This window comes from Pseudomonas fragi (assembly GCF_900105835.1).
Classification (GTDB): Bacteria; Pseudomonadota; Gammaproteobacteria; order Pseudomonadales; family Pseudomonadaceae; genus Aquipseudomonas; species Aquipseudomonas fragi.
In genome coordinates this window covers 3,122,501-3,138,092 of the sequence record NZ_LT629783.1, presented here as the reverse complement: position 1 = coordinate 3,138,092, position 15,592 = coordinate 3,122,501, and the positions used below count along the sequence as shown (strand labels likewise).

The 15,592-nt window shown below is 58.3% G+C and carries 14 protein-coding genes and 1 rRNA gene (1 of these 15 only partly in view); 5 read left to right on the top strand and 10 right to left on the bottom strand.

What is annotated here, in order from left to right; genetic code table 11:
- Positions 1 to 83: 83 nt before the first annotated feature.
- Positions 84 to 845, top strand: a complete 762-nt coding sequence (gene phoU, locus BLU25_RS14280; protein ID WP_016782947.1) for a phosphate signaling complex protein PhoU — start codon at positions 84 to 86, stop codon at positions 843 to 845.
- Positions 846 to 922: 77 nt separating this feature from the next.
- A complete protein-coding gene (locus BLU25_RS14275) occupies positions 923 to 1,813 on the top strand; it encodes a response regulator (RefSeq protein WP_016782948.1) in 891 nt (296 codons plus the stop codon).
- A gap of 108 nt (positions 1,814 to 1,921) precedes the next feature.
- Here BLU25_RS14275 and BLU25_RS14270 read toward each other — a convergent pair whose 3' ends face one another.
- From BLU25_RS14270 to BLU25_RS14225, 10 genes are all read right to left on the bottom strand, one after another.
- Positions 1,922 to 3,883 carry a DUF7844 domain-containing protein gene (locus BLU25_RS14270; protein ID WP_083369694.1) on the bottom strand — a complete coding sequence of 654 codons (1,962 nt, stop codon included), beginning with the start codon at positions 3,881 to 3,883 and terminating at the stop codon, positions 1,922 to 1,924.
- Positions 3,880 to 4,200, bottom strand: coding sequence for a DUF2388 domain-containing protein (locus BLU25_RS14265; protein WP_016782951.1), 321 nt, complete (start codon positions 4,198 to 4,200; stop codon positions 3,880 to 3,882). The genes BLU25_RS14270 and BLU25_RS14265 overlap by 4 nt, the downstream gene beginning before the upstream one ends.
- 26 nt (positions 4,201 to 4,226) lie before the next feature.
- Positions 4,227 to 4,520 (bottom strand): DUF2388 domain-containing protein, encoded by a 294-nt coding sequence (locus BLU25_RS14260; protein WP_016782952.1) that lies wholly within the window; start codon positions 4,518 to 4,520, stop codon positions 4,227 to 4,229.
- 200 nt (positions 4,521 to 4,720) lie between these two features.
- Positions 4,721 to 5,038, bottom strand: coding sequence for a DUF2388 domain-containing protein (locus BLU25_RS14255; protein ID WP_016782953.1), 318 nt, complete (start codon positions 5,036 to 5,038; stop codon positions 4,721 to 4,723).
- Between the two features lie 301 nt (positions 5,039 to 5,339).
- A complete protein-coding gene (locus BLU25_RS14250; RefSeq protein ID WP_083369693.1) occupies positions 5,340 to 5,555 on the bottom strand; it encodes a DUF1127 domain-containing protein in 216 nt (71 codons plus the stop codon).
- 318 nt (positions 5,556 to 5,873) lie between these two features.
- Positions 5,874 to 7,364 carry an acetyl-CoA hydrolase/transferase family protein gene (locus tag BLU25_RS14245; RefSeq protein WP_016782955.1) on the bottom strand — a complete coding sequence of 497 codons (1,491 nt, stop codon included), beginning with the start codon at positions 7,362 to 7,364 and terminating at the stop codon, positions 5,874 to 5,876.
- 181 nt (positions 7,365 to 7,545) lie between these two features.
- Positions 7,546 to 8,982 (bottom strand): NAD(P)(+) transhydrogenase (Re/Si-specific) subunit beta, encoded by a 1,437-nt coding sequence (locus BLU25_RS14240; RefSeq protein WP_016782956.1) that lies wholly within the window; start codon positions 8,980 to 8,982, stop codon positions 7,546 to 7,548.
- Positions 8,979 to 9,302 (bottom strand): NAD(P) transhydrogenase subunit alpha part 2, encoded by a 324-nt coding sequence (locus tag BLU25_RS14235; RefSeq protein WP_003438157.1) that lies wholly within the window; start codon positions 9,300 to 9,302, stop codon positions 8,979 to 8,981. Before BLU25_RS14235 ends, BLU25_RS14240 begins: the two co-directional genes overlap by 4 nt.
- 11 nt (positions 9,303 to 9,313) lie before the next feature.
- Positions 9,314 to 10,435, bottom strand: a complete 1,122-nt coding sequence (locus BLU25_RS14230; protein ID WP_016782957.1) for a Re/Si-specific NAD(P)(+) transhydrogenase subunit alpha — start codon at positions 10,433 to 10,435, stop codon at positions 9,314 to 9,316.
- A 436-nt stretch (positions 10,436 to 10,871) separates the two neighbouring features.
- Entirely contained in the window at positions 10,872 to 11,768 is an 897-nt protein-coding gene (locus tag BLU25_RS14225; RefSeq protein WP_016782958.1) for a LysR family transcriptional regulator, read from the bottom strand.
- Between the two features lie 158 nt (positions 11,769 to 11,926).
- Here BLU25_RS14225 and BLU25_RS14220 point away from each other — a divergent pair, with 158 nt between their 5' ends.
- The 3 genes from BLU25_RS14220 to BLU25_RS14205 form a co-directional block, all read left to right on the top strand.
- The gene (locus BLU25_RS14220) at positions 11,927 to 13,108 is read left to right on the top strand and encodes an acyl-CoA dehydrogenase (RefSeq protein WP_016782959.1); all 1,182 of its coding nucleotides are present in this window, start codon (positions 11,927 to 11,929) and stop codon (positions 13,106 to 13,108) included.
- 14 nt (positions 13,109 to 13,122) lie between these two features.
- Positions 13,123 to 14,343, top strand: a complete 1,221-nt coding sequence (locus BLU25_RS14215) for a CaiB/BaiF CoA transferase family protein (protein WP_016782960.1) — start codon at positions 13,123 to 13,125, stop codon at positions 14,341 to 14,343.
- A gap of 550 nt (positions 14,344 to 14,893) precedes the next feature.
- Positions 14,894 to 15,592, top strand: a 16S ribosomal RNA gene (locus tag BLU25_RS14205); it runs 838 nt beyond the window's last position.

Sequence of the window (15,592 nt, the reverse complement as noted above, 5' to 3'; positions counted from 1 at the left end):
TGAGCGGCATTGCCCGTTCGATGTCACGATAATTCGGCTGGCCGCTTACAGCGCGCAGCTCACAGCTTTTGCGGAGCAGAACCATGATTTCAAAGGATGGCCTCACCCATCACATTTCCGCGCAGTTCAACGCGGAACTCGAAGACGTGCGCAGCCACCTGCTGGCGATGGGCGGCCTGGTCGAGAAGCAGGTCAACGATGCAGTCACCGCACTGATCGAGGCTGACTCGGGGCTGGCGCAACAGGTGCGCGAGATCGATGAGCAGATCAACCAGATGGAGCGCAATATCGACGAGGAATGCCTGCGCATTCTGGCCCGTCGTCAGCCAGCGGCCTCTGACCTGCGCTTGATCATCAGCATCTCCAAGTCGGTGATCGACCTTGAACGCATCGGTGACGAAGCGACCAAGATCGCCCGCCGGGCCATCCAGTTGTGCGAAGAGGGTGAGGCGCCGCGCGGCTACGTTGAGGTGCGTCACATTGGCGACCAGGTACGCAACATGGTGCGTGATGCACTGGATGCGTTTGCCCGCTTCGACGCCGACCTGGCCCTGTCGGTGGCGCAATACGACAAAATCATCGACCGCGAGTACAAGACCGCGCTGCGCGAACTGGCCACTTACATGATGGAAGATCCGCGTTCTATCTCACGCGTGCTGAGCATTATCTGGGTACTGCGTTCGCTGGAACGAATCGGCGACCACGCCCGCAATATCTCGGAACTGGTGATTTATCTGGTGCGCGGCACGGACGTGCGGCACATGGGCCTCAAGCGCATGCGCGAAGAAGTTCAGGGTACGGGTGGCGATAACGCTAATGTTGCGCCGTCGCCTGACGATAAATAGGACAGCCCGATCTAAAAAACGCCCGGCTCAATGCCGGGCGTTTTGGTTTTCGGGCGTTCATATCCAAGGAGCAGTCGATGAGCAAGGTTAGTGTGCTGGTGGTAGATGACGCGTCGTTTATTCGTGATCTGGTTAAAAATTGCCTGCGTAACTACTTCCCGGGCATCAGGATCGAAGACGCGGTCAACGGCCGTAAAGCCCAGGCCTTGCTGTCGCGTGAAGCCTTCGATCTAGTGCTGTGCGACTGGGAAATGCCGGAGATGTCCGGTCTTGAGCTGTTGACCTGGTGCCGTGAGCAATACCGGCTGAAAACGCTGCCGTTTATCATGGTCACCAGCCGCGGTGACAAAGAGAACGTGATCCAGGCCATCCAGGCCGGGGTTTCGGATTTCGTCAGCAAGCCCTTCACCAATGAGCAGTTGCTGTCGAAGGTGAAGAAGGCGTTCACCAAGGCGGGATTGTTGAGCGCCGTGATGGCCAGCACCCCGGCGCGGGCTAGCTCGGCGTTTGGCAATGATTCACTGAATGCGTTGACCGGCGGCAAGGCCCAGGTCGTGACGGCCACGGCGGCAGCCCCCGCGCCTGTTGCCCCGACTCCGCGCCCGGCCCCTGCGGCGGCGCCGGCACTGACCAGCCGTGGCCAGGGGCAACTGCGTTTGCCCAGCGGCACCCAGGCGTGCGTGATCAAGGCATTGAGCCTCAAGGAGGCGCTGCTGGTGGTGCGTCGAGGCGAAGTGCTGCCTCAGGTACTGGACAGCGCCGTGCTGGACCTTGAGCAGGGCGAGAGCGCCGAGGTGGCGCGATTGAACGGTTACCTGCATGCCATCGTGGCATTCGAGCCAAAACCGGACAGCGCCTGGCTGCAACTGACCTTCCGCTTTGTCGACCAGGATGCCGACAAAATGAATTACCTGTCGCGGCTGATCGCCCACGGCACGGCGCAAAAGCATTTTGTGCCGGGTGCGTGAGCTGCTCTTGTGGGAGCGGGCTTGCTCGCGATGGAATCGATGCGGTTTGACCGAGCGACCGCGCCGTCTGCATCGCGAGCAAGCCCGCTCCCACAGGTCATGTGTGCATCAAGGCAACTGCAACCCACCCGAGGCCTTGTGAATGGCCCGCAAACGTTCACCGATCTGTTTGACGTTGGCTTCAGTAGCGGCAATCTCGGCCGCTCGCGCCGGTTCCAGCAGGCTGCGCACTTCCTTGTCCAGGTCGGTGGTCAGGCGCAGTAGTTGCTGCTGGCGCTGGCTGCTTTCGGACTCGAGCATTTCCCATTCCTTGGCTTGCGGCAGGCCGTAGCCGCCGCTACCGAGCAATTCAGCCGGGCGACTCAGGAAGCCGCTGCTGGCGAGAATCTCTTGCAGGGTCTTGTTGGCCTTGTCCATGCCGCCATCCTTGAGCGCGCGCGCGCCCAGGTACTTCTGTTTGACCTCGTCCTGGGCCAGCAGCAGTTGCCGGCGAAAGCTGGCCTGCTCCAGCAGCAACAAAGCTGCGCTGGCGCGCAGGTCGGCCTGCTCGATCCACGGCCGGCGTTGCACGGCATCCAGGGCCAGCCAGTCTTCGACCGTGGTCTGCTTGATTGGCAAGCGGGTCTTGAGCACGTCGAACATCGCCTGGTAACGGTCGCGGTAGGAATCAAAGCGATACCCCAGGCGCAACGCTTCCTTGGGATCGTCCAGCACGCTGGTATCGGCCAGCCCGCGAGCCTTGAGCACGTCCAGCAGGCCGTTGGGCATGATGCTGTCCAGGCCCTTGAGCCGGGCATTGTCGCTGCCGCTGCGCAGCAGCTTCAGGGTTTCGACCGCGCAGTTATTGGAGATGAAATAGTAGTTGCCGTCATAGCTCCAGTGCATTTCGGCGGCATGCTCGACCACTTCCTCGATTTCCGCTCGGCTGAGCTTGAGCGGCACCGACGCCAGGCTGCGCAGTTCGGTCTTGGTGTATTCGTCGATCACCTGGGCCAGCGGCAATACAAACAGTCGTGAAGGGTAGGCGCCGGTCAGGCCGTCCCAACTGGAGAGTTGTACGTCATTGACGAACGCCCGGTAGGACAACACCAGATGCTCCTGCAGGTCGAGTCGGCAGTCTGGCCCGCGTGGGCGACCGGGCGCACAGATCACCAGGCGCAACATGCTGTGCCCCCAGCGGCTGGCCCATTCCTGGTTGGCTTCGGCCAGCAGGTAGTCGACGGCGTACACCCGCTCCGGGTCCACGGTCCCCAGCGGCTGCTTGGCGAAATCGTTGCCGGCATTGAGGAAGGCAAAGCCCTTGGGGCATTCATCCTTGGCGGCAGGCGCCCAGCCGAAATGTTGCTGGTAGTAGCGATACAGCGCCGGGCGGCGGCAGGCGTAGGCCGGGTCGAGGAGGAAGTACTCCATATTGACCGCGACAAATTCCTTGGGGCTGCTGACTTCGTACAGATCCGGGCTGCGCACGATCTGGTGGTTGTCCTGCTCGCGTTCGCCCCGCCGGCCCACATATTGCTGCCAGCCAGCGAGGTCGAGCAGGCGCGGGTCATCGCTAAGGGTAAAGCGGCGCTCGGTCTGCCCGCGGCACTGATCGGGCAGGCCAATCAGCCCTGCGTTGCTGCTTTGCCGGGCGCAGCGACGGATCAGTGTGCGTTCGGCGGCGGGCCAGAGGCGGGCGCGGTCATAAATGTGCGTCAGCTCGTGCAGCACGGTGGCGAGCATTTCCCTGCGCACAGTGCCGTGGGGGCGGTGGGTCTGTTGGGTGGCCGCCGAGCCGTCGGTGAGTGCGGCCAGCAGCTTGCGGTTGAGGTCCAGCTCGGAGGTCAGCGACGCCTGGCCGTAGGCGTTGGCGGGCATGTCATCGGTCCAGCCCACCAGAATCTGCCGGTCCAGTTGTTCAATAAAACGCGGTGGCAGGCTCTGCATTGCTTCATCAAGCAGGGCTTGGCTGGCCTGTTGTTCAGCCGGGCTCAGGCCCTCGGTCTTGAGTTGCAGATGCAGCGCAGCCTGGGCGCTGCTGGCGAGTAGCAGCAGGCCACAGGTGGCAAGCCAGCGCGTGAGTGGCTTCACAGTGCGAGGATGGCTTCAGCGAGGTCATGATCGCTGGCGTTGCGCGCTTCAGGCACGCGATCGCGCAGGGTGCTGAAAGCGGCTTCCAGCTGCACACCGCGAATGTCGCCCTGGCTGGCGACGAAAGTGGCGGCGTCGTCGTGGGCTTCGCGCACGACTTTGGAGTCACGGATCGAGGTGGTGGTGTCGGACGTAAAGTCGATGGTGCGGCCAAAAGCACGCACGATGATGTTACTGGTTTGCACGACGGTTTGTGCCTGAGCCACATCGGCCAGCAGCAACAGGCCAAGGGTGGCGACAATCAGGGGGCTACGCATGAAACTTCTCCAGATAAAGCGGGTATTTATTGGACGAGAATTGACTGCGCCAGTTCAAGGTCGCTGGCATTCAATTTTGGCGAGTGTTGGCGCAAATAACCCAGGGCAGACTCCAGCTGTACGCCTCTCGTCTGGCCATCACTGGCGATAAAGACGGCGGCATCATCCCGGGCGGCACGTATGAGTTTGTGATCGAACGGCGCAGACGTCACTTTACTGGTGACGTAACCACTGAGCACCACATTTTGGGTGGTCAGGTCGAAGGCGTTGGCTGATTGAGTCCAGCAGAGTGCAAGCAGGGCTAATAAGGAAAAACGCATGGGTCTCGAGGCTGTTTGAATGAGCGCCAAGGCTAGCGTAATGGCCGGGGCAGGGCCAGCTTGGGGGCGTTGCTGAAAAATTTCTTCATGCAGGCACCGTACTTGTGGGAGCGGGCTTGCTCGCGATTGTATCGGCGCGGTTTACCTGAGAAACCAGGGCGCCTGAATCGCGAGCAAGCCCGCTCCCACAGAGTCCCCGATCAGATCGTCAGGATGGCCTGAGCCAGTTGTGCATCAGTTGCCTGCAGCTGTGGCGCTTGCTGGCGGATGGCCTCGAAGGCACTTTCCAGTTTCACGCCACGGATGGCGCCTTCGCTGGCCACGAAGCTGGCTGCGTCGTCGCGGGCCGCACGCACGATCTTGTTATCGCGAAACGAACCGGTGGCATCCGATGTCAGGTCTGTGGTGGCCTTGAGGGTGCCCACGATGCCATCGGTGGTCGCGATGAAGCTTGTGGCGTTGGCGCTGGCAGCAACGGCCAGCAAAGCCGCTGCACTAAGTAGGCGAAGTGTGGACATGGTAATACTCCTGAACATGAACTTATGAAAGTAGACGGTTATGGGCCGAATAGTAGGCTCAGGGGGGCATCAGGCAAAGGATGTTTTACCTGTTGTCACCGCCAGAATGCTCTGGATCAGGTATTTGCTTAACTGTACTTGTATGTTTTAGGTAAATTTAGAACTGTACCTGTCGCTTTGCAAGTGGGTAAAACCCGCTGCCATAAACGACAAAACCCGTCAGCGGTTACCCGCGACGGGTTCTGTTTTTTCAATTCGGGTTGCTGGCGGTGGACCGGTGGTCAGGGCCAGCGAGCGCTAATCAGCGCCAGAACGGCTTGCTCAGCTCTTCGTAACGCTGTGCTTCGCTAATCCCGGCATCAGCCAGAAGACGCGAGTCCAGGCGAGCCAGTTGATGGCGGCTGGAGATGCGGCGCTGCCACAACACCAGGTTGGCCAGTACGCGCAAAGGCATGGAAGCCTGGGTGTTTACAGTGTTGCTTTCGCTGAACAGTTCGGAACTGAGTGTACGTTCCATGGTGACATCCTTCCGCTTGTGGCGGCATTGGCTAGTGGTTTAACTGATGCCAATGATCCTCCTCTTTGTCGAGGGTCTCTAGATACAGTTCATCTGTATTGCAATGGGCCAGTTAACTGTTTATGCCCGCTGTACGGGCATTAATGCGCACAACTGTACCTGTCCGCACTTAAATGGTGCGAAATTGGCCAAATCGGTAGGGCGAGTGGGTGTTGCAGGCGGGAAATGACCAGTACAGTAGTACAGTTTTTTAAAATACAGTCATAAAAAAGCCGCTGACGAAACAGTGTTTACGTCAGCGGCTGTCTAGCGTGCGGGTTACGGCAGCATTTTCCCGGTTTCTTCCAGGTTGATATGCCAGCTCAACGCTTCGCGCAGGATGTGCGGCGTGTGGCCGCCAATCGCACAGGCCCTGGCGTAATAGTCATTGAGGGCGTCACGGAAGTCCGGGTGTACACAGTTGTCGATGATCACGCGTGCACGCTCACGCGGGGCCAGGCCGCGCAGGTCGGCCAGGCCTTGCTCGGTCACCAGGATGTCGACGTCGTGCTCGGTGTGGTCAACGTGGCTGACCATTGGCACTACGCTGGAAATCGCGCCCGCCTTGGCAATCGACTTGGTCACAAAAATCGCCAAGTGTGCGTTGCGGGCGAAGTCGCCCGAACCGCCGATACCGTTCATCATCCGCGTGCCGCACACGTGGGTGGAGTTGACGTTGCCGTAGATGTCGAATTCCAGGGCGGTATTGATCCCGATGATGCCCAGGCGACGAACCACTTCAGGGTGGTTGGAGATCTCTTGCGGGCGCAGCACCAGTTTGTCCTTGTAGCGCTCCAGGTTGCCGAACACGTCCGAATTGCGACGTTCCGACAACGTGATGGAGCTGCCCGACGCGAAGCTCATCTTGCCTGCGTCGATCAGGTCGAAGGTCGAATCCTGCAGTACTTCGGAGTACATGGTCAGGTCTTCGAACGGCGAGTCGATCAGGCCGCACATCACCGCGTTGGCGATGTTGCCGATACCGGCTTGCAGCGGGCCGAGCTTGTTGGTCATGCGGCCTGCTTCAACTTCGGCTTTAAGGAAGTTGATCAGGTGGAAGGCGATACCGTCGGTTTCGCTGTCTGGCTCGGACACGGTGGACGGCGAGTCCGGCTTGTTGGTGATCACGATGGCGACGATTTTTTCCGCCGGAATCGGGATCGCGGTGCTGCCGATACGGTCATCGACTTTCACCAGCGGGATCGGCGTACGCGTCGGACGGTAGGTCGGGATATAGATGTCGTGCAGACCTTCCAGGTTCGGGTTGTGCGCCAGGTTGATCTCGACGATCACTTGCTTGGCGAAAATCGCGAAGCTGGCGGAGTTGCCCACGGAGGTCGTCGGAACGATATGACCTTGCTCGGTAATGGCCACTGCTTCAATAACTGCAATGTCCGGCAGCTTGAGCTGGTTGTTGCGCAGTTGCTCAACGGTTTCGGACAAATGCTGGTCGATAAACATCACTTCGCCGGCGTTGATCGCCTTGCGCAGGGTGCTGTCTACCTGGAACGGCATGCGACGAGCCAGTACGCCGGCTTCGGTCAGTTGCTTGTCCAGATCGTTGCCCAGGCTGGCGCCGGTCATCAGGGTGATTTTCAGCGGCGACTTCTTGGCCCGCTCGGCCAGGGCCTGGGGCACGGCTTTGGCTTCACCGGCACGGGTAAAACCGCTCATGCCGACGGTCATGCCGTCTTGGATAAGGGCGGCGGCTTCTTCGGCGCTCATGACCTTATCGTGCAGGGAGTTCAGGCGAATACGTTCACGGTACATGGATTGTTATCTCGGGCAACGGAAGCAAGAGGCGCAGTCTATTCATTTTCAGAGCCTTTCGTCCCGCTACCATGGTCGAATGCCAGCGGCCGATTTAGAGCCTTTGGTCGGGTTCCTTGGAAAAAGAAAAACCCCGGCCAATACAGCGCCGGGGTTCTCGTTATTGCTGTGGGGCAGGATGTTACTCGACCGCTTTAACCATATCTTCAATAACTTTCTTGGCGTCGCCGAAGACCATCATGGTTTTATCCAGATAAAACAATTCGTTATCCAGGCCGGCATAGCCGCTGGCCATTGAGCGCTTGTTCACGATGACAGTCTTGGCTTTATAGGCTTCGAGGATCGGCATGCCGGCAATCGGCGATTTTGGATCGTTCTTGGCCGCCGGGTTGACCACGTCGTTGGCGCCCAGTACGAGCACCACGTCGGCCTGGCCGAACTCGGAGTTGATGTCTTCCATCTCGAACACCTGGTCGTAAGGCACTTCGGCCTCGGCGAGCAGTACGTTCATATGGCCTGGCATGCGGCCAGCCACCGGGTGGATCGCATACTTCACGGTCACGCCGCGGTGAGTCAGCTTTTCAGTCAGCTCTTTAAGTGCGTGCTGCGCCCGTGCCACCGCCAGGCCGTAACCCGGAACGATGATCACGGTATCGGCGTTCATCAACAGGAACGTGGCATCGTCGGCCGAACCGGATTTCACCGGGCGAGCTTCTTGCGCACCTGCCGGACCACCCGCGTCTACCGCACCGCCAAAGCCGCCGAGGATCACGTTGAAGAACGAACGGTTCATCGCCTTGCACATGATGTACGACAGGATCGCACCCGAAGAACCTACCAGCGAACCGGCAATGATCAGCATCGAGTTGTTCAGCGAGAAACCGATACCGGCTGCCGCCCAGCCCGAATAGCTATTAAGCATCGACACCACCACCGGCATGTCGGCGCCGCCAATCGGGATGATGATCAGCACACCCAGCACGAATGCCAGAGCCAGCATCAGCGCGAAGGCATTGAGGTTGCCGGTGAGCATAAAGGTGATGCCCAGGGCCAGCGTGGCCAGGCCCAGCACCAGGTTCAGCTTGTGCTGGCCGCCGAACTGTACCGGCGCGCCCTGGAACAGACGGAACTTGTACTTGCCCGAGAGTTTGCCGAAGGCGATTACCGAACCGGAGAAGGTGATTGCACCAATGGCCGCGCCAAGGAACAGCTCCAGACGGTTGCCCGCAGGAATGGCGTCGCCCAGGTGTTTGACGATGCCCAGCGATTGCGGCTCAACGACGGCGGCAATGGCAATGAACACGGCTGCGAGGCCGATCATGCTGTGCATGAAGGCGACCAGCTCAGGCATTTTGGTCATTTCGACGCGCTTGGCCATGATCGAGCCAGCTGTGCCACCGACCAGCAGGCCGACAATGACATAGCCGATACCGGCGGTGGCAATTTCGGCGCCCAGTTTATAAATCAGGCCGACCGTAGTAATGATCGCCAGGCCCATGCCGAGCATGCCGAACAGGTTGCCGCGACGCGAAGTGGTGGGGTGCGACAGGCCCTTGAGGGCTTGAATGAAGCAGATTGACGCAACCAGATACAGAACAGTGACCAGGTTCATGCTCATGGCTTGCGCACCTCTTCTTTGGCTTTAGGTGCTTTCTTCTTGAACATTTCCAGCATGCGCCGGGTGACCAAAAAACCACCGAATACGTTTACGGCGGCCAGCGCGACTGCCAGGGTGCCCATGGTTTTACCCAGCGGGGTGACAGTCAGTGCGGCTGCGAGCATGGCGCCCACAATCACGATCGCGGAAATGGCGTTGGTGACGGCCATCAACGGAGTGTGCAGTGCCGGGGTTACGTTCCAGACCACGTGATAGCCCACATAAATGGCCAGCACGAAGATGATCAGGTTGTAGATACCGGGGGAGATGAGTTCTTCCATTGTTTTTATCCTCAGCCGTTTTTGCGCACGACTTGACCGTCGCGGCACATCAGGCACGCGGCGACGATGTCGTCTTCAAGGTTGATCTGGAACTGCCCTTCGGGGGTGAAGACCAGCTTGAGGAAGTCCAGCAGGTTGCGGGCGTAGAGCGCCGAAGCGTCTGCGGCAACCATTGCAGGCAGATTGGTGTGGCCAACGATGGTGACACCATGCTCGACCACGACCTGGTCGGCAACGGTCAGCGGGCAGTTGCCGCCCTGGGCTGCAGCCAGGTCGATGACCACCGAGCCCGGTTTCATCTGCGCTACGGTTTCTGCGCTGAGCAGAACGGGTGCTTTACGGCCGGGAATCAGGGCTGTGGTGATCACGATATCCGCCTGCTTGGCGCGCTCATGAACGGCCAGGGCCTGGCGCTGCATCCAGCTGGCAGGCATCGGGCGTGCATAGCCGCCTACGCCAACGGCGCATTCGCGCTCTTCGTCGGTTTCGTAAGGCACGTCGACAAACTTGGCACCCAGCGATTCGATCTGCTCTTTAACCGCAGGGCGCACATCGGACGCCTCGATTACCGCACCCAGACGCTTGGCAGTGGCAATGGCCTGCAAACCGGCAACACCGGCACCCAGAATCAGTACCCGAGCGGCCTTAACGGTCCCGGCGGCGGTCATCAGCATCGGCATAAAGCGCGGATAGTGGTGAGCAGCAATCAGGACGGCTTTATAACCGGCAATGTTGGCCTGGGATGACAGCACATCAAGACTTTGCGCACGAGAAGTGCGGGGGGCGGCTTCAAGAGAGAAGGCGGTGATCCCACGCTCGGCCAGTTTGGCAATGGTTTCATTGCTGAACGGGTTGAGCATGCCAATGAGCACGGTGCCGGTTTTGATCAGGGCCAGTTCGCTGTCGCTGGGGGCGACAACCTTGAGAATCAGCTCTGCGCCGAAAGCATCTGTAGCGTTGCCAATAGTTGCGCCGGCGGCTTCATAAGCACTGTCGATAACGCTGGCATTAACGCCGGCGCCGCTTTGGACAGTCACTTTATGGCCTTGGCCGATCAGCTTCTTGATGGTTTCCGGGGTTGCAGCAACCCGCGTTTCACCCGTATGGGTCTCGAGAGGAACACCAATGTGCACGTCATATCTCCTGCGTGATCTTTTATAAGAAAGCCAGCGCACTACGGATGGTGCGACTGGGGCGGCCGATCAGCACGATCCCACCAAAGTATGGGTGGGGCGGGGCATTCTGCTGGCAATTTTTTTGCCCTTCAAGGACTTATGGAGGATGACGAGATACAAACTACAAGTCATGCAGTGACCGAATGTCGCAACGCTCGGCTGCATCCCTTTAAACACATGGCTTTCAGGGGATTTGCAGGTTTTTTGAGTTTTTTTCAGATTTCTTTTGGTTATCGCTGCATAACTTTGAGAAATACCCTGTAGCCCGCGTGGTTACTGGCTTGCAGGTTTGTCCAGCTAGACCAAAGTACAGGGTATTTAAACGCGACATTTACTTATATATGTAGTGCTTTTTTGTAGTGCGCTACATAGTTTGTACGGACGATGCGGTCCTTTAAATCAGGCTGTAGCCCTCGGCCTGCTTGATCAGCCAGTCGCGGAAGGCCTGCAGTGAGGCAGACTCAATTTTGCGTTCGGGGATCATCAGGTAGTAAGCCTTGGTACTGGGCAGGCTGCGGTCATTGGCGATCACCAGGCGCTTTTCGGCCAATTCGCGCTGAATCAGGAAGGGCGGGATCAGCGCAACGCCCATTTCATGCATGGCGGCCTGGGCCAGCATCGAAAACAGCTCGTAGCGTGGGCCGGTCATGTCGCGGGGCACATTCATGTCCTGGGCGTTGAACCATTGGCGCCAGGCGTAGGGGCGAGTGGTTTGCTGCAGCAGGGGCAGTTCGGCAAGGGTGTGCGGGGAGAGGCATTTGTGCGAACGCAGTAGTGCAGGGCTGCACACGGGGACCGGGTTTTCGCCCATCAGGCGGTAGGACGAAGTGCCGGACCAGTCAGCATCCCCGAAGTAGATGGCTGCATCGAAGTCGGTATCTGCGAACAGGAAAGGCCGTGTGCGGTTGGTCAGGTTGACCGTGACGTCCGGGTGCAGTTGCTGGAAGTCCTTGAGGCGGGGCAGTAGCCATTGCGTGCCGAAGGTGGGTACTACGGCCAGCTCGATCACATTGGCACCTTGTTGGCCCATGACGGACAACGTGTCCCGTTCTACAGCATCCAGTTGGGTCGCAATGCGCCGGCTGTAGGAGATGCCTGCTTCGGTCAGCTTTACCCCGCGCTTGGAGCGTCGGAACAGTTCTACACTCAAAAACTCTTCCAGGCTGGCGATCTGTCGGCAAATGGCCCCTTGAGTGAGGGAAAGCTCTTGTGCGGCCTTGGTAAAGCTTTCATGGCGCGCAGCCGCTTCAAAGCTGATCAGGGCGGTTGTGCTGGGGATCTTGCGGCGCATGTACGGCTTCCTCACTAAATACAGTCAGAAATGGCTTTCTTGCGGTTCACGGAGTGAGAAATTATCACAACATGGTGCCGAATCCTCGTTTGTCCTTCTATATAGAAGGGGCCTAGGATCGGCTCACGACATTTGATCTATTACGCGAGGGTTCTCTCATGGCGGGTAAGGCAAGCTTCAACTGGATTGATCCACTGTTGCTGGATCAACAGCTCACTGAAGAAGAGCGCATGGTGCGCGACAGTGCCGAGCAATTTGCTCAGGACAAGCTGGCGCCGCGTGTGCTTGAGGCTTTCCGCAATGAGAAGACCGACCCTGCGATTTTTCGTGAGATGGGTGAGACCGGTTTGCTGGGCGCGATGATCCCTGAGCAGTACGGTGGCAGTGGCCTCAATTACGTCAGCTACGGGCTGATTGCCCGCGAAGTGGAGCGGGTGGACTCGGGCTACCGCTCGATGATGAGTGTGCAGTCTTCCCTGGTCATGGTGCCGATCAATGAGTTCGGTACCGAAGCGCAGAAACAGAAGTACCTGCCCAAGCTGGCGTCGGGCGAATGGATTGGCTGCTTCGGTCTTACCGAGCCTAACCACGGCTCCGACCCTGGCGCGATGATTACCCGTGCGCGGTCGGTGGATGGCGGCTACAGCCTGACGGGCAGCAAAATGTGGATCACCAACAGCCCCATCGCCGATGTGTTTGTGGTGTGGGCGAAGGACGATGAAGGCGACATTCGTGGCTTTGTTCTGGAAAAAGGCTGGAAAGGCCTGACTACGCCTGCGATTCACGGCAAGGTCGGCTTGCGTGCGTCCATTACCGGCGAAATCGTCATGGACAACGTATTTGTGCCGCAAGAGAACATCTTCCCGGATGTGCGCGGCTTGAAAGGCCCTTTTACCTGCCTTAACTCTGCGCGCTATGGCATCTCCTGGGGGGCATTGGGTGCGGCCGAGTTCTGCTGGCATACCGCGCGCCAGTACACCCTGGATCGTCACCAGTTTGGTCGGCCTTTGGCGGCGACTCAGTTGATCCAGAAAAAACTCGCAGATATGCAGACCGAAATTACATTGGCCCTGCAGGGTTGCCTGCGTCTGGGGCGGATGAAGGATGAAGGCACTGCGGCCGTTGAAATTACCTCGATCATGAAGCGCAACTCGTGTGGCAAGTCGCTGGATATCGCACGCATGGCGCGCGACATGCTGGGTGGCAACGGGATCTCCGATGAATTCGGCGTGGCGCGTCATCTGGTCAACCTGGAAGTGGTGAACACCTATGAAGGCACGCACGACGTGCATGCCTTGATCCTTGGGCGTGCGCAAACCGGCCTGCAGGCATTCTATTAACAGGAGCTCGGCTCATGGGTGCTTTATCGCATTTGCGGGTGCTGGATTTGTCTCGTGTGCTGGCGGGGCCGTGGGCGGGGCAGATACTGGCTGACCTGGGTGCCGAGGTGATCAAGGTTGAGCGCCCGGGCAATGGTGATGACACCCGGGCCTGGGGGCCGCCCTTCCTTAAGGATGCTTATGGTGAGAGCACGGGGGAGGCGGCTTACTATTTGTCGGCCAACCGCAACAAACAATCGGTCACTATCGATTTCACCAAGCCACAAGGCCAGCAACTGGTTCGAGCGCTGGCCGCCAAGTCCGACATCCTGATCGAGAACTTCAAGGTGGGTGGTCTGGAGGCGTATGGCCTGGACTATGCGTCGCTCAAGGCGTTGAACCCTGATCTGATCTATTGCTCGATCACGGGGTTCGGTCAAACCGGTCCCTATGCCAAGCGGGCGGGCTATGACTTTATGGTCCAGGGGCTGGGTGGGCTGATGAGCCTTACCGGGCGGCCTGAAGGTGAGGAGGGTGCGGGGCCGGTAAAGGTGGGCGTGGCGCTGACCGACATACTGACTGGGCTCTACTCGACGGTCGCGATTCTGGCGGCACTTGCTCATCGTCAGCATGATGGCGGTGGTCAGCATATTGATATGGCGTTGCTGGACGTGCAGGTTGCTTGTCTGGCAAATCAGGCGATGAACTACCTGACCACGGGTGTGGCTCCGCAACGCTTGGGTAATGCACATCCGAATATCGTGCCTTATCAGGATTTTCCGACGGCAGATGGTGACTTCATCCTGACTGTGGGAAATGACAGCCAGTTCCGCAAGTTTGCTGAAGTGGCTGGAAGGCCCGAGTGGGCGGACGATCCACGCTTTGCTACCAACACGCTGCGTGTTGCAAACCGGTCAGTGTTGGTGCCGCTTCTGCGGCAGGCAACGGTGTTCAAGACGACAGCCGAGTGGGTGACCCAGCTGGAGGCGGTTGGTGTGCCCTGCGGGCCCATCAATGACTTGGCGCAGGTGTTTGCTGATCCGCAGGTTCAGGCTCGAGGCTTGGCGATGCAGTTGCCCCATGCCCTGGCGGGGTTGGTGCCGCAAGTGGCGAGCCCTATCCGGTTGTCCGAAACCCCGGTGGAGTACCGTAATGCCCCTCCTTTGCTGGGTGAGCATACCCGGCAGGTGTTGGAGCAGGTGCTGGGGTTGCACGCGGATGCGGTAGAGGCTTTGCGGCAGTCGGGTGTGCTGTAGCTATATAGAGGGGGCGTCAGCCCCCTCTATATAGCTGTGTTAAAGGCGTTTTCGGGTTAAGTGATAGAGCAGCTCAATTAGTCCTTGACTCAGGTTTGTAACTGTCTATAATTCGCCCCACTTCCGGCGCAGTCGAAACGGAAAACTCCTTGAGTTTCAATGAGTTGGATGAGTTTTCGGCGGTGCCAGCTTCAAGTCATCGAAGCAGGAAATGAGGTGTTGACAGCAGCGTGTAACGCTGTAGAATTCGCCTCCCGCTAACGAGAGATCGAAAGCGCAAGTGGTTGATGTTACAGAGGAAACTTTGAAAACATCTTAAAATAACCGCTTGACAGCAACAGAGGCTGCTGTAGAATGCGCGCCTCGGTACAGCGAAAGCTAAACCAACCGCTCTTTAACAACTGAATCAAGCAATTCGTGTGGGTGCTTGTGGAGTCAGACTGATAGTCAACAAGATTATCAGCATCACAAGTTACTCCGCGAGAAATCAAAGATGTAACCAACGATTGCTGAGCCAAGTTTAGGGTTTCTTAAAAACCCAAAGATGTTTGAACTGAAGAGTTTGATCATGGCTCAGATTGAACGCTGGCGGCAGGCCTAACACATGCAAGTCGAGCGGTAGAGAGAAGCTTGCTTCTCTTGAGAGCGGCGGACGGGTGAGTAATACCTAGGAATCTGCCTGATAGTGGGGGATAACGTTCGGAAACGGACGCTAATACCGCATACGTCCTACGGGAGAAAGCAGGGGACCTTCGGGCCTTGCGCTATCAGATGAGCCTAGGTCGGATTAGCTAGTTGGTGAGGTAATGGCTCACCAAGGCTACGATCCGTAACTGGTCTGAGAGGATGATCAGTCACACTGGAACTGAGACACGGTCCAGACTCCTACGGGAGGCAGCAGTGGGGAATATTGGACAATGGGCGAAAGCCTGATCCAGCCATGCCGCGTGTGTGAAGAAGGTCTTCGGATTGTAAAGCACTTTAAGTTGGGAGGAAGGGCATTAACCTAATACGTTGGTGTCTTGACGTTACCGACAGAATAAGCACCGGCTAACTCTGTGCCAGCAGCCGCGGTAATACAGAGGGTGCAAGCGTTAATCGGAATTACTGGGCGTAAAGCGCGCGTAGGTGGTTTGTTAAGTTGAATGTGAAATCCCCGGGCTCAACCTGGGAACTGCATCCAAAACTGGCAAGCTAGAGTATGGTAGAGGGTAGTGGAATTTCCTGTGTAGCGGTGAAATGCGTAGAT